The organism is Actinorhabdospora filicis, from assembly GCF_030269765.1.
Taxonomy (GTDB): domain Bacteria; phylum Actinomycetota; class Actinomycetes; order Mycobacteriales; family Micromonosporaceae; genus Actinorhabdospora; species Actinorhabdospora filicis.
Genome location: NZ_BSTX01000005.1, coordinates 18,606 through 31,000, shown reverse-complemented (window position 1 = coordinate 31,000; position 12,395 = coordinate 18,606). Strand labels below are relative to the sequence as shown.

Genomic DNA, 12,395 nt, shown 5'->3' with positions numbered 1-12,395 from the left:
AGCCTACGTGCTCCCGGTGTCATTTCACCTCCCACGCCGCAGATCGGTTTCATGACAGCTCGTGTTCGTCGTAATGTCACACCCGTGCGCCACACTGCTCACATGCGCTGGACCACCGTCACCTCTCCCATAGGCGAGTTGAGGCTGGCCACCGACGGGACCGCCCTCACCAACGTCTCGACCATGCCCGGCAACCCGGTGCGCGGCGAGCGCTCCGACGACGACCCGATCCTGCGGCTGGCCGCCGCCGAACTCGCCGGCTACTTCGCCGGGACCCGCACCGAGTTCGAGGTGCCCCTCGCCCTGGCCGGCAGCGACTTCGAGCGCGCGGTGTGGACCGAGGTGCTCGCCATCCCCTACGGCGCCACCGCGACCCACGCCGAGATCGCCGCGCGCGTCGGCCAGCCCAAGGCCGCCCGCGCGGTCGGCCTGGCCAACTCCCTCAACCCGATCGCGATCATCGTCCCCGGCCACCGCGTGGTCGGCTCCTTCCCCGGCCGCTCCACCGGCACCGACGTCACCGAGCTCCTGCTGGAGCTGGAGGCGCGCGCCGGTGTGGTGACGGAGTTCAAAGCGGCCTGACGTTGGCCGCCGTCACACCACCGGCGTAGGTTCGGCCGGTGACAAAAGTGGCGGTTGTGACTGGCGCGGCCTCCGGCATCGGGCACGCCGTGGCGAGACGGCTGGCGGAGCTCGGCATGGCCATCGCGGCCGTGGGGGCCGCCGGTGAGGAAGACGCCTGCGCGGAGACCGCGGCCTGCATCTCCTGGGACGGCGGGCGCGCCATCGCGCTGACCGCCGACGTGGACGACGCGGCGGCGATGGCCTCGGTGGTCGCGCGAGCGGCGTCCGAGCTCGGCACGCCGACGGTGCTGGTGACGTGCCCGGAGGCGGCCGAGGCGCTGCTGACCGCGTCCTCGCCGTACCTTCTGGACTCCGGCTGGGGACGCGTGGTGACCCTCATCGAAGGCGACCAGGACGGCCCGGCCGATCCCGGCCTGCCCGGCGTGACGGTCAACGCGGTCACCGGCGTGGGCGCCGGATCGGGACGGGCGGTGGTGCACGTGGTGGAGTTCTTCGTATCGGAGTCGGCGGGCGCGATCACCGGCCAGAGCCTGCGGGTGTCGCCTTAGGACCTGTCCTGCGGGTCTTTGCGGGGCTGCGACGAGCCGATTTCGTCTCTCGCCGCACCGCTCTCCCGGCCACGTACAACACCGGTACGAGGCCGGAAGACCGGCTTGCGAGAAACAAAATCGACACCGTCTCGCACCCACAAGACCCACAGGACACGCCCTAGGAGACTGGACCCATGACCGGCGCCTGGCAGTTCTGGATCGACCGCGGCGGCACCTTCACCGACATCGTCGCGCGCGCACCGGACGGCGGCCTGGTCGTGCGCAAGGTCCCCTCATCCGACTCGGCGGTCACCGACGCCGTCGGCGAACTCCTCGGCACCGCGCCGGCCCCGATCGCCGACCTGCGCATGGGCACCACCGTCGCCACCAACGCGCTGCTGACCCGCACCGGTGAACCGACGGCGCTGGTCATCACCCGCGGTTTCCGGGACGCCGTGCGCATCGGGTACCAGAACCGGCCGGACATCTTCGCGCTGCGCATCGTCCGGCCCGAACCCCTGCACGCCGAGGTCATCGAGGCCGACGAGCGGCTCGGCCCGGACGGGACGGTCCTCGTCCCCCTCGACGAGGACCGGCTGCGGGCGGACCTGGAAGCCCTGCGGGACCGGGGAATCGCCGCGCTGGCGATCGCTCTCATGCACGCCGACCGGCATCCGGCGCACGAGCTGCGGGCCGCCGCGATCGCCCGGGAACTGGGCTTCGCGCAGGTCTCGGCCTCGCACGCGGCCTCACCGCTGATGAGGCTGGTCGCGCGGGCCGAGACCACCCTCGCCGACGCCTACCTCACCCCGGTCCTGAAACGCCACGTCGACCGGCTGGCGGCCGACCTGCCGGGCACGCCGCTGCTGTTCATGCGCTCCCACGGCGGGCTCACCGGCGCCGCCGCGTTCAGCGGGAAGGACGCCCTGCTCTCGGGACCGGCCGGTGGGGTCGTCGCCATGGCGCGCATCGCCGAGCGGGCGGGCGTCACCCACGCCATCGGCTTCGACATGGGCGGCACCTCCACCGACGTCTCCCACCACTCCGGGGAGTTCGAGCGGACCACCGACGCGGTGATCGCCGGAGTCCGGGTGCGAGCGCCGATGCTGGCGGTGCACACGATCGCGGCGGGCGGCGGCTCGATCCTGAGCTTCCGGCAGGGCCGCTACCGGGTGGGCCCGGAATCGGCCGGGGCGGACCCGGGACCGGCCGCCTACGGCCACGGCGGGCCGCTCACCGTCACCGACGCCAACGTCCTTTTGGGACGGATCCCGCCCGCGCGTTTCCCGCTGCCGCTGGACATCACGGCCGTACGGGCGGCATTCGCGGCCCTGTGCGCGAGCATCGGGGACGGGCGCTCGCCCGAGGAGACCGCCGCCGGGTTCCTCGACGTCGCGGTCAACGACATGGCCGCCGCGATCAAGAAGATCTCGGTGCGCCAGGGCCACGACATCACCCGCCACACCCTGGTGACCTTCGGCGGCGCCGGTGGGCAGCACGCGTGCCGGGTCGCCGACGCGCTGGGCGTGCGCTCGATCCTCATCCACCCGCACGCCGGGGTGCTCTCGGCCCTGGGCATGGGTCTGGCCGAGACCACATCGCTGAGGCAGCAGGCGATCGAGGGCCCGCTGGAGGCCGTCCCCGAGGTGCTGGACGCGCTGGCGGCCGCCGCGCTGGCCGAGCTGCCGGGCGCACGCGTCGAACGGCGGGTGCGGCTCCGCTACGAGGGCACCGACACCGTGATCACCGTGGCGTGGACGCCCGACGCGGATGAGCTGGCCCGCGACTTCACCGATCGCTACCGGCGGCGGTTCTCGTTCCTCATGCCCGGCAGGGGCCTGATCGCCGAGGCGGCCGAGGTCGAGGCGTCGCTGGCCCCACCGGCCATCGTGGACACACAGCCCACCGGCACCCGCACCGAGCCGCACGCCTTCACTCCGATGTGGATGGACGGGTGGCGCGACGTCCCGCTGCACCTGCGGGACGAGCTGGCGCCCGGCCACCGCGTACCCGGTCCGGCGGTGATCGCCGAATCCGGTGCCACGACGGTGATCGAGCCGGGCTGGACCGGCGTCGTCACCGCCATCGGGGACCTCGTGCTGACCGCCGGGGGCCGCGACCGGCCGCACCGCCGGGCCCAGACCGGGGCCGATCCGGTGCTGCTGGAGATCTTCGCCGGCCGCTTCACCTCCATCGCCGAGCAGATGGGCGTGCGGCTCCAGGCGACGGCGAACTCGGTGAACATCAAGGAGCGCCTCGACTTCTCCTGCGCGCTCTTCGACGCCGAGGGACGCCTGATCGCCAATGCGCCGCACATCCCCGTGCACCTGGGATCCATGGGCGCATCCGTCGCCGCGGTCCGTGAAGCGCACCCCGACATGGGTGAGGGCGATGTCTTCGCCCTCAACGACCCCTATCGCGGCGGCACGCACCTGCCGGACGTCACCGTCGTCTCACCGGTCTTCACCGGCGGCGCGCGGCCGGACTTCTTCGTGGCCTCCCGCGGCCATCACGCCGAGATCGGCGGCCTGACACCGGGTTCGATGCCCGCCGGCTCCCGCACCATCCACGAGGAGGGCGTGCTCATCACCGACTTCCTCCTCGTCCGAGACGGCGAGTTCCGCGAGGACGCCGTCCGCGAGCTGCTCACCGGCGCGCCATACCCGTCCCGCGCGCCAGAGGACAACATCGCCGACCTGCGCGCCCAGATCGCCGCCAACGCCAAGGGCATCGCCGAGCTGAAGGCCCTGGTCGCCGAGGTGGGCGTCGAGATGGTGCGGGCGTACATGGACCACGTCCGCGCCAACGCCGAGGAGGCCGTGCGGGACGTGGTGACCCGCCTGGGCGACGGCACGTCCCGGTACAGCGGCTCCTACGAGTACAGAGTGGACGACGGCTCGGTGATCGCCGTGCGGGTGGACGTCGACCGCGCGGCCCGGTCCGTCCACGTCGACTTCACCGGCACCAGCCCGGCGGTACCGGGCAACGCCAACGCGCCCGCCGCGGTGGCGCGGGCGGCGGTCCTCTACGTCTTCCGCACCCTCGTGGCGGCCGAGATCCCCTTGAACGACGGGTGTCTGGCGCCGATCGAGCTGACGATCCCGCCCGGCTGCCTGCTGGCCCCGGAGTACCCGGCGGCGGTCGTGGCGGGCAACGTGGAGACCTCGCAGGCGATCACCGGCGCGCTGTACGCGGCCCTCGGTGTGATGGCCGAGAGCGCCGGGACCATGAACAATGTGACCTTCGGCGGCGAGGGCTTCTCCTACTACGAGACGGTCGCCTCGGGATCCGGTGCGGGAGACGGCTTCCCGGGCGCCGACGTGGTCCAGGCGCACATGACCAACTCCCGGCTCACCGACCCCGAGGTCCTGGAGTGGCACTCCCACCGCAAGGGCCGCCCGGTGCTGGTGGAGTCCTTCGCGATCCGCGCGGGCTCCGGCGGGCGCGGCCGCTGGAACGGCGGAAACGGCGCCGAGCGGCGGATCCGCTTCACCACGTCGGCCGAACTGTCCATCCTGGCCGGACGCCGGGTCCGCGGACCCTACGGCATGGCCGGTGGCGCCGACGGATCACCCGGCGACCAGTGGATCGAGCACCCGGACGGCACCCGCACCCCGCTGGCCGGGCGCGACCGCGTCCGGGTCGGCCCCGGCGACGTCTTCGTCCTGCTCACCCCGGGCGGCGGCGGATACGGTGATCCCGAGGCGTACACAGTGGACGATCAACTTGTAGAATGACCCGTCCTCGCAGGGACACGCCGACGGCCGGGGCTCGCACCCCGGCCGTCGCGATGTTCTCAGGGGTCAGGCGGCCGGACGCCCGGCGGCCTTGAGCAGCCGCCCGGCCATCGCGGTGAGCTGGTCCTTGAGCTCCTGCGGCTCCAGGACCTCGAACTCCACGCCGTAGGTCGACAGGTAGGCGGCGGTGCCCTCCAGGTTGTCCGCGCGGCTCTCCAGGACGCAGGAGTTCTCGTCGACCGGCGTCACCGTCCCCCACCGCTCGGGCACCCGCTGCCGCAGCTTCTCGGCCGGCAGGTGCATCAGCACCTTGAAGGGGATCTGGTAGGCGCCCAGGGCGACCTTCCGTCCGATGTAGGCGGACATGTCGTCGTCGGGCAGGTCCCGCGGCTTGAACCGCGGTCCCGTCGGCGTCACCGGCTCGATCCGGTCGACCCGGAACAGCCGCCAGTCCTGCTTGTCGACGTCCCACGCCAGCAGGTACCAGCGCCGCCCCGCCCGCGCGAGCCGGTGCGGCTCGGTGATCCGGTAGGTGGACGTCCCGTCGTGCGAGACGTAGTCGAAGCGCAGCCGGTCGTGGTCCCGGCACGCGTTCGCCAGCAGCGTCAGCGTCCCCGGATCGACCGTCTCGCCCTCGATGTGCACCGGAACCGTGTGCGAGCGGAAGCCCGAGACCCGCGTGCGCAGCTTCGGCGGCAGGATCTGCTCCAGCTTCGCCAGCGCCCGCACGGAGGTCTCCTCCATGCCCGAAACCCCCGCCGACACCGCCGTCCCGAGCCCGACCGCCACCGCGACCGCCTCGTCGTCATCGAGCAGCAGCGGCGGCATCGACGCCCCCGCGCCCAGCCGGTAACCCCCGGCCGTACCCGTCATCGCGTGCACCGGATACCCGAGCTCGCGCAGCTTGTCCACGTCCCGCCGCACCGTCCGGGTCGTGACGTCGAGCCGTCCGGCGAGCTCGTCGCCGGACCAGTCGCGACGCATTTCGAGGAGGGAGAGCAGTTTCAGTAGTCGTGCCGATGTCTGAAGCATGTGTCGAGCCTCCCGGGCCTTGCGGACGAAAGCTGTCCTGAACCAAGATTAGCCCGGAGGTACGACAATCGCATGCCCGGGCATCAGCGCCCACGAGACCGCCCAGACGGCTAGTTTCGAGGCATGACGGACAACGCGGAAGCCGCCGAGAAGCGCATCCTGCACCGGATCGGCGACATGGTCGCCGACGAGAAGCGCCTGCGCGCGCAGATCCAGGCCAGCAAGGGCGAGGAGGAGCACGAGAAGGCCCGCGCCGACCTGCACGCGCTGGAAGTGGAGCTCGACCAGTGCTGGGACCTGCTGCGCCAGCGACGGGCCTTGAGCGAGTCGGGCGGAGACCCGGCGGCGGCGAGGGTCCGGCCGGCGGACGAGGTGGAGGGGTACTTGAGCTGAGTTCCGGCATGGCGGCCGAGGCGGTGGACGTGCGAGCATCCCCGCATGCCGACCGAAGTGCCCGGGACCGCGCCCACGCCCGTCTGGTGCGTGATCGCCAATGTCGTCACCTTCCGGCCGTACGGTGAGGTCCCCGAGGAGGAGGGCGGGCTCGGGCGAGCGCGCGGCCTGCGGATCTTCGCGGGTGGCGCGAAGGTCTACGTGCTGGGCCAGTTCTCCGGTGACGGTGGCGAGCGGGTGAAGGTCATCGGCCGCGCCCGGGGTGGCGGACGGTTCGTGGAGGCGATCGTGCCGCGCAAATGGCTGGCCGACTGGCGGGTGAAGCTGGTGTACGACCCGGCCGCGCTGCGGCGGATCGCGGCCTCGTCGAGCCACCACGAGGGCACCGGCACGACCGAGGAGGATCGCCTCGACTGTGAGTCGTGGGCGCGAAACCACGAGCACTGGGCGCGGCGGGAGCGCGCGGAGGATCCCCGGTGGGTGGCGGGTGGTTTCGAGGAGCCCGATCCGGTCTAGGGAGTCATCGTGGGTGATGGTGGTGGGGCCCGGTGACAAGATCCCCCCATGCACCTCTCCTCCCTCCACCGCTACCCCGTCAAGTCCCTCCTCGGCGAATCCCTCCAGCGAGCCCACCTCACCGAAACCGGCCTCGACGGCGACCGCCGCTACGCCCTCCTCGACACCGCCACCGGCCTCATCGCCTCCGCCAAACACCCCCGCCTGTGGCGATCGCTGCTCACCGCGAAGGCGGAAGGCGACCTCACCGTCCACATCAACGGCCGCGCCTTCACCCGCGAGGACGCCGGCAAAGCCCTGAACGAGCTCACCGGCCGCGACGTCACCCTCATCGACACCCCGCCCGCCACCGCACAGCTGCACCGCGCCGTCCCGGAGAAACTCCTGGACGAGGGCGTCGAAGAGTTCACCACCAGCACCCTCGGCGCGATCCTCCCCGGCACCTTCTTCGACTTCGGCCCGGTCCACGTCATCACCACCGCGACCCTGCGGTCGATCGGCGAGCACGCCGGACACGACATCGCCCCGGCCCGGTACCGCCCGAACCTGGTCATCGACACCGATACCCCGGGCTACCCCGAGGACACCTGGGACGAGATCACCGTCGGCCCCGTCAAACTCAAGGCCATCGTCCCCAGCCCCCGCTGTGTCGTCCCCACCCTCGCCCACGGTGACCTCCCGCCCGACCCCGACGCGATGTGCGTCCTCGCCAAACACCACCGTGTCGAGACCGAGTACGGCGTGTTCGCCACCGCCGGCGCCTACTTCTCAGTACTGGAGCCCGGTGACGTCCGCCTCGGCGACGCCGTGAAAATAGGCGGATGAGCCCCCGCCGCGCCGAGCTGTACGCCGGTGACGAGTCCCGCTTCACCACCGACGCCACCGCCGACGAGCGCACGATCCTCACCGGCATGCTGGCGGCGCAGAGACGCACCTTCGAGATGAAGTGCGCGGGACTGACGGGCGAGCAGCTGCGCAGCAGAGCCGTCGAGCCGTCCACCCTCTCCCTCCTCGGTCTGGTGCGGCACCTGACCGACGTCGAGCGGCGGTGGGTGCGCATGGACCTCGCGGGCGAGGACGCCGGGCCGCTCTACTCGTCCCCGGAGCACCCGGACGGGGACTTCGAGGGCGCCGGGGACGTCGAGGCCGATTGGGACGCCTGGCGCGAACAGGTCGCGTTCACCACGAAGTACATCGAGGCGAACGATCTGGACGCCGGTGGCCGCGACCACTGGCGCGGCCCGCTCACCCTCCGGTGGGTCATCGCGCACCTGATCGAGGAGTACGCCCGCCACCTCGGTCACGCCGACCTGCTCCGCGAGCGGATCGACGGTTCGGTCGGACTGTAACCGCCCTCCCACAATCGGTGCCCTGCGCACGTGCCCGCCCCCCGCGTCGGAACAATCACGCGTCCGAACCCATTTCACCCCGGCGGACGCGTGACCCCGCCACACCATCACCCGTTAGACACGGCGGAGGAAAAGAGACATGCCGCGATCACGCTCTCGCACCACTCGCCCCGGCACGTTCAGTCCCGAAGAACCACCACCGCTCGACGCGCCCGCCGAGGTCGTCGAGGTCGTCGCCTGGCAGATCGCCTCGCGGAACTGGTCGGCGCACCTGCCGGACGCGCTGCTCGGCGTCCAGTGCGAGGCCTGCGGTGAAACCTGGCCATGCGACGCGTGGCACATCGCCGACGGTGTGCTCACCGACTGCCTCACCGCTCGCCCGGACGGCGAAGAGTTGCGCGGGTCTCACTCAAGTTTGTGAGCCGTCGGCTTGACAGTGGGGAACTGCCGAGACAACATTGAGCCTGGTCCACTCAACTTCCAATCAGGGGGAGCTTCACCATGGCACGTGCGGTCGGCATCGACCTCGGGACGACCAACTCCTGTGTGGCCGTTCTCGAAGGCGGCGAGCCCACGGTAATCACCAACGCGGAGGGTTCGCGTACGACCCCGTCCATCATCGCCTTCGCCAAGAACGGCGAGGTGCTGGCCGGTGAGGTCGCCAAGCGGCAGGCCGTCACGAACCCCGACCGCACGATCCGCTCGGTCAAGCGCCACATGGGCGAGGACTGGTCGGTCGACATCGACGACAAGCACTACACCCCGCAGGAGATCAGCGCGCGCACGCTGATGAAGCTGAAGCGCGACGCCGAGGCCTACCTGGGTGAGACCATCACCGACGCCGTGATCACCGTCCCGGCCTACTTCAACGACTCGCAGCGCACCGCGACGAAGGAGGCCGGCGAGATCGCGGGCCTGAACGTCCTGCGCATCATCAACGAGCCGACCGCGGCGGCCCTGGCCTACGGCCTGGACAAGGGCGGCCAGGAGCAGACCGTCCTCGTCTTCGACCTCGGCGGCGGCACCTTCGACGTCTCGCTGCTGGAGATCGCCGACGGCGTCATCCAGGTCAAGGCCACCAACGGTGACAACCACCTCGGCGGCGACGACTGGGACGACAAGGTCATCGCGCACCTGGTGAAGACCTTCAACGGCCAGTACGGCATCGACCTGGCCGCCGACAAGATGGCCATGCAGCGCCTGCGCGAGGCCTCCGAGAAGGCCAAGATCGAGCTGTCGGCCGCGACGCAGACCTCGATCAACCTGCCCTACATCACCGCCGGTCCCGAGGGCCCGCTGCACCTGGACGTCACGCTCACCCGCGCGGAGTTCGAGCGGCTCACCGCCGACCTGCGCGAGCGCTGCCGCAAGCCGTTCGAGGCCGCGGTCAAGGACGCCGGCATCAAGCTCACCGAGATCGACCACGTGATCATGGTCGGCGGCTCCACCCGCATGCCCGCGATCGTCGAGCTCGTCAAGGAGATCCTCGGCCGCGACCCGCACAAGGGCGTCAACCCCGACGAGGTCGTCGCCGTGGGCGCCGCGCTCCAGGCCGGTGTCCTCAAGGGCGAGGTCAAGGACGTCCTCCTGCTCGACGTGACCCCGCTGTCGCTGGGCATCGAGACCAAGGGCGGCATCTTCACCAAGCTCATCGAGCGCAACACCACGATCCCGACCAAGCGCTCGGAGATCTTCACCACCGCCGACGACAGCCAGCCGTCCGTGCTGATCCAGGTCTTCCAGGGCGAGCGCGAGATCGCCGCCTACAACAAGAAGCTGGGCACGTTCGAGCTGACCGGCCTGCCCCCGGCGCCGCGCGGCGTCCCGCAGGTCGAGGTCACCTTCGACATCGACGCCAACGGCCTGGTGAACGTGTCGGCGAAGGACATGGCGACCGGCAAGGCGCAGTCGATGACGATCACCGGGGGCTCCTCGCTGCCCAAGGACGACATCGAGCGCATGATGCGCGACGCGCAGGACCACGCCGAGGACGACCGCAAGCGCCGCGAGGACGCCGAGGTCCGCAACCTGGGCGAGACCTGGCTGTTCAACACCGAGAAGCTCCTGGCGGAGTCCGGTGACAAGCTGCCCGCCGACAAGAAGGAAGAGATCCAGGGCGCGCTCTCCGAGCTGAAGGCCGCGCTGGGTGGCTCCGACACCGAGGCGATCAAGAACTCCACCGACGCGCTGATCAAGGTCTCCCAGGAGGCCGGTGCCGCGATGTACGCCGCGCAGCAGGCCGCGGGCGGCGGCGAGGCCGGTGGCGCGTCCGCCGGTTCGACCGGCGAGGCGCCCAAGGGCGGCGGCGATGACGTCGTGGACGCCGAGATCGTCGACGAGGGCGACAAGAAGTGACCGACGAGAACACCGAAGCCGCCGGGGTGGAGGAGGAGACTCCTTCCCCCGGCGACGCCGGGGCCGAGACCGAGGTCGATGAGCTCACCGCCCTGAAACAGGAGCTGGAGGAGCGCACCGACGACCTCAAGCGGGTCACCGCCGAGTACGCCAACTACCGCAAGCGCGTCGACCGCGACCGCAAGCTGGTCGCCGACCAGGCCACGATCTCGGTCGTGACGGGTCTGCTGCCGGTGCTGGACGACCTGGACCGGGCCCGCTCGCACGGCGACCTGACCGGCCCGTTCGGTTCGGTGGCCGAGCAGCTCACCGGCGCGCTGACCAAGCTGGGGCTGACCGCGTTCGGCGAGAAGGGCGACGCCTTCGACCCCAACCGGCACGAGGCCGTGGCGCACCTGCTGTCGCCGGACGTGTCCGAGCAGACGTGCATCGACGTGATGCGGCGCGGGTACGAACTGGGCGACCGCCTGGTCCGCCCGGCGCTGGTCGCCGTCGCCGACCCGGACCCGTCGGCGGCCAAGCCCGCCGAGGAGCCGGCCGAGGCCACCGAGTCCGCCGGGGAACCGGCGGTCGCGGAGGAGAGCGGCGGCGAGCAGGAAGCGGCTACTGTCGGCGACGGCGCCGGCGAGACGCCTTCGGAAGAGACGGCTCCCGAGGCCGAGAAGCCCGAAGGCGACAAGTAACCCGGCACCGATCGACGAGAGGGGGAGGCGTCCGATGGTCTCGCGAGACTGGATGGAAAAGGACTTCTACAAAGTTCTCGGGGTTTCCAAGGACGCCCCCACCGCCGACATCAAGAAGGCGTACCGGCAGCTGGCCCGGGACCTGCATCCCGACCACAACCCGGACAATCCGAAGGCGGAGGAGCGCTTCAAGGAGGTCAGCGAGGCGTACAACGTGCTCGCCGACGACAAGAAGCGCAAAGAGTACGACGACATGCGCTCCCTCCTGGGCGCCGGTTCGTTCCGGCGGGACGCGCGCATGGGCGGGGCGCAGCCCTTCGACCTGTCCGACCTGCTCGGGAACGCCTCGCGCGGCGCGGGCATGGGCGGCGGTGGCTTCGGGGGCGGCGACTCCTCCGGCTTCGGCGACCTGTTCGGGAACCTCTTCGGGCAGGGCCGCCGCCGCGGTGGCCCCTCGAAGGGCCGCGACGTCGAGGCCTCGGTGACCCTGAGCTTCTCCGACGCCGTCCTAGGCACCACTATCCCGCTGACCCTGCGCGCCCCGGGTGTCTGCGACACCTGCCACGGCAACGGCGCGGCCCCCGGCACCACCCCGGAGACCTGCGGTACCTGCCATGGCCTGGGCATGGTGACCACGAACCAGGGCGCCTTCAGCTTCTCCGAGCCCTGCAAGGACTGCCAGGGCGTGGGCACGATCGTCAAGGACAAGTGCCCGGAGTGCAAGGGCACCGGCGGCGTCACCAAGACCCGCACCATGACCGTGCGCATCCCTGCCGGTGTCCACAATGGACAGCGCATCCGGCTGGCCGGGCGCGGTGAGCCCGGCGACCGGGGCGGCCCCACCGGCGACCTGTACGTGATCATCGTGGTGACCCCGCACGAGTTCTTCGAGCGCCGCGAGGACGACCTGACGCTGCGGCTGCCGATCAGCTTCGCCGAGGCCGCCCTCGGGGCCGACATCCGCGTCCCCACTTTGGACGCCCCGATCACCATGCGCGTCCCCCCGGGCTCGCCCTCGGGCCGGGTCCTGCGCGCCCGCGGCCGCGGCGTCCCGCGCCGCGATGGCACCACCGGCGATCTGCTGGTCACACTGGAGGTGGAGGTGCCGGCCACGCTGTCGCCCGAGGCCAGGGAGACCGTGGAGAAGCTCGCCACGCAGCTACCGCCCGCCGACCGGCACGAGCTCGGCGCCGACTGAGGAGATGAGGTGACGCC

At 71.3% G+C, this 12,395-nt stretch carries 11 protein-coding genes and 1 pseudogene; 11 read left to right on the top strand and 1 reads right to left on the bottom strand.

Annotated elements, in window-relative coordinates; translation table 11 throughout:
* Positions 1–102 precede the first annotated feature (102 nt).
* From QSK10_RS29195 to QSK10_RS29185, 3 genes are all read left to right on the top strand, one after another.
* Positions 103–582, top strand: coding sequence for a methylated-DNA--[protein]-cysteine S-methyltransferase (locus tag QSK10_RS29195; protein WP_285666498.1), 480 nt, complete (start codon positions 103–105; stop codon positions 580–582).
* Positions 583–638: 56 nt separating this feature from the next.
* Positions 639–1,133, top strand: a complete 495-nt coding sequence (locus QSK10_RS29190; RefSeq protein WP_285666497.1) for an SDR family NAD(P)-dependent oxidoreductase — start codon at positions 639–641, stop codon at positions 1,131–1,133.
* 176 nt (positions 1,134–1,309) lie between these two features.
* Entirely contained in the window at positions 1,310–4,852 is a 3,543-nt protein-coding gene (locus tag QSK10_RS29185; protein WP_285666496.1) for a hydantoinase B/oxoprolinase family protein, read from the top strand.
* A 66-nt stretch (positions 4,853–4,918) separates the two neighbouring features.
* Here QSK10_RS29185 and QSK10_RS29180 read toward each other — a convergent pair whose 3' ends face one another.
* Positions 4,919–5,884: a helix-turn-helix transcriptional regulator gene (locus tag QSK10_RS29180; RefSeq protein ID WP_285666495.1), complete on the bottom strand. Its 966-nt coding sequence runs from the start codon at positions 5,882–5,884 to the stop codon at positions 4,919–4,921.
* A 123-nt stretch (positions 5,885–6,007) separates the two neighbouring features.
* Between QSK10_RS29180 and QSK10_RS29175 the strand changes: the two genes are divergently transcribed.
* The 8 genes and pseudogenes from QSK10_RS29175 to dnaJ all read left to right on the top strand — a co-directional run bounded on the left by QSK10_RS29175 (position 6,008) and on the right by dnaJ (position 12,378).
* Positions 6,008–6,277 (top strand): DUF2630 family protein, encoded by a 270-nt coding sequence (locus QSK10_RS29175; RefSeq protein ID WP_285666494.1) that lies wholly within the window; start codon positions 6,008–6,010, stop codon positions 6,275–6,277.
* Positions 6,278–6,322: 45 nt separating this feature from the next.
* On the top strand, positions 6,323–6,793 hold the full coding sequence (locus QSK10_RS29170) for a hypothetical protein (protein ID WP_285666493.1): 471 nt from the start codon (positions 6,323–6,325) through the stop codon (positions 6,791–6,793).
* 48 nt (positions 6,794–6,841) lie between these two features.
* Positions 6,842–7,618 carry an MOSC domain-containing protein gene (locus QSK10_RS29165; protein ID WP_285666492.1) on the top strand — a complete coding sequence of 259 codons (777 nt, stop codon included), beginning with the start codon at positions 6,842–6,844 and terminating at the stop codon, positions 7,616–7,618.
* Positions 7,615–8,142: a DinB family protein gene (locus tag QSK10_RS29160; RefSeq protein WP_285666491.1), complete on the top strand. Its 528-nt coding sequence runs from the start codon at positions 7,615–7,617 to the stop codon at positions 8,140–8,142. Before QSK10_RS29165 ends, QSK10_RS29160 begins: the two co-directional genes overlap by 4 nt.
* A gap of 139 nt (positions 8,143–8,281) precedes the next feature.
* Positions 8,282–8,563, top strand: a complete 282-nt coding sequence (locus QSK10_RS29155) for a hypothetical protein (protein WP_285666489.1) — start codon at positions 8,282–8,284, stop codon at positions 8,561–8,563.
* An 80-nt stretch (positions 8,564–8,643) separates the two neighbouring features.
* Entirely contained in the window at positions 8,644–10,497 is a 1,854-nt protein-coding gene (gene dnaK / locus QSK10_RS29150) for a molecular chaperone DnaK (RefSeq protein ID WP_285666488.1), read from the top strand.
* Positions 10,494–11,003 (top strand): annotated as a pseudogene (gene grpE / locus QSK10_RS29145) (nucleotide exchange factor GrpE); the annotation flags it as partial. The gene dnaK and the pseudogene grpE, both read left to right, overlap by 4 nt.
* A 211-nt stretch (positions 11,004–11,214) precedes the next feature.
* Complete coding sequence (gene dnaJ / locus QSK10_RS29140) at positions 11,215–12,378, top strand: molecular chaperone DnaJ (RefSeq protein ID WP_285666487.1); 1,164 nt, start codon at positions 11,215–11,217, stop codon at positions 12,376–12,378.
* Positions 12,379–12,395 lie beyond the last annotated feature (17 nt).

Bases quoted from the DNA above. Each gene is read 5' to 3' on its own strand.
- dnaK (WP_285666488.1), top strand. From the start codon at position 8,644: ATGGCACGTGCGGTCGGCATCGACCTCGGGACGACCAACTCCTGTGTG.
- QSK10_RS29165 (WP_285666492.1), top strand. From the start codon at position 6,842: ATGCACCTCTCCTCCCTCCACCGCTACCCCGTCAAGTCCCTCCTCGGC.
- dnaJ (WP_285666487.1), top strand. From the start codon at position 11,215: ATGGTCTCGCGAGACTGGATGGAAAAGGACTTCTACAAAGTTCTCGGG.
- QSK10_RS29155 (WP_285666489.1), top strand. From the start codon at position 8,282: ATGCCGCGATCACGCTCTCGCACCACTCGCCCCGGCACGTTCAGTCCC.
- QSK10_RS29175 (WP_285666494.1), top strand. From the start codon at position 6,008: ATGACGGACAACGCGGAAGCCGCCGAGAAGCGCATCCTGCACCGGATC.
- QSK10_RS29185 (WP_285666496.1), top strand. From the start codon at position 1,310: ATGACCGGCGCCTGGCAGTTCTGGATCGACCGCGGCGGCACCTTCACC.
- QSK10_RS29170 (WP_285666493.1), top strand. From the start codon at position 6,323: ATGCCGACCGAAGTGCCCGGGACCGCGCCCACGCCCGTCTGGTGCGTG.
- QSK10_RS29195 (WP_285666498.1), top strand. From the start codon at position 103: ATGCGCTGGACCACCGTCACCTCTCCCATAGGCGAGTTGAGGCTGGCC.
- QSK10_RS29160 (WP_285666491.1), top strand. From the start codon at position 7,615: ATGAGCCCCCGCCGCGCCGAGCTGTACGCCGGTGACGAGTCCCGCTTC.
- QSK10_RS29180 (WP_285666495.1), bottom strand. From the start codon at position 5,884: ATGCTTCAGACATCGGCACGACTACTGAAACTGCTCTCCCTCCTCGAA.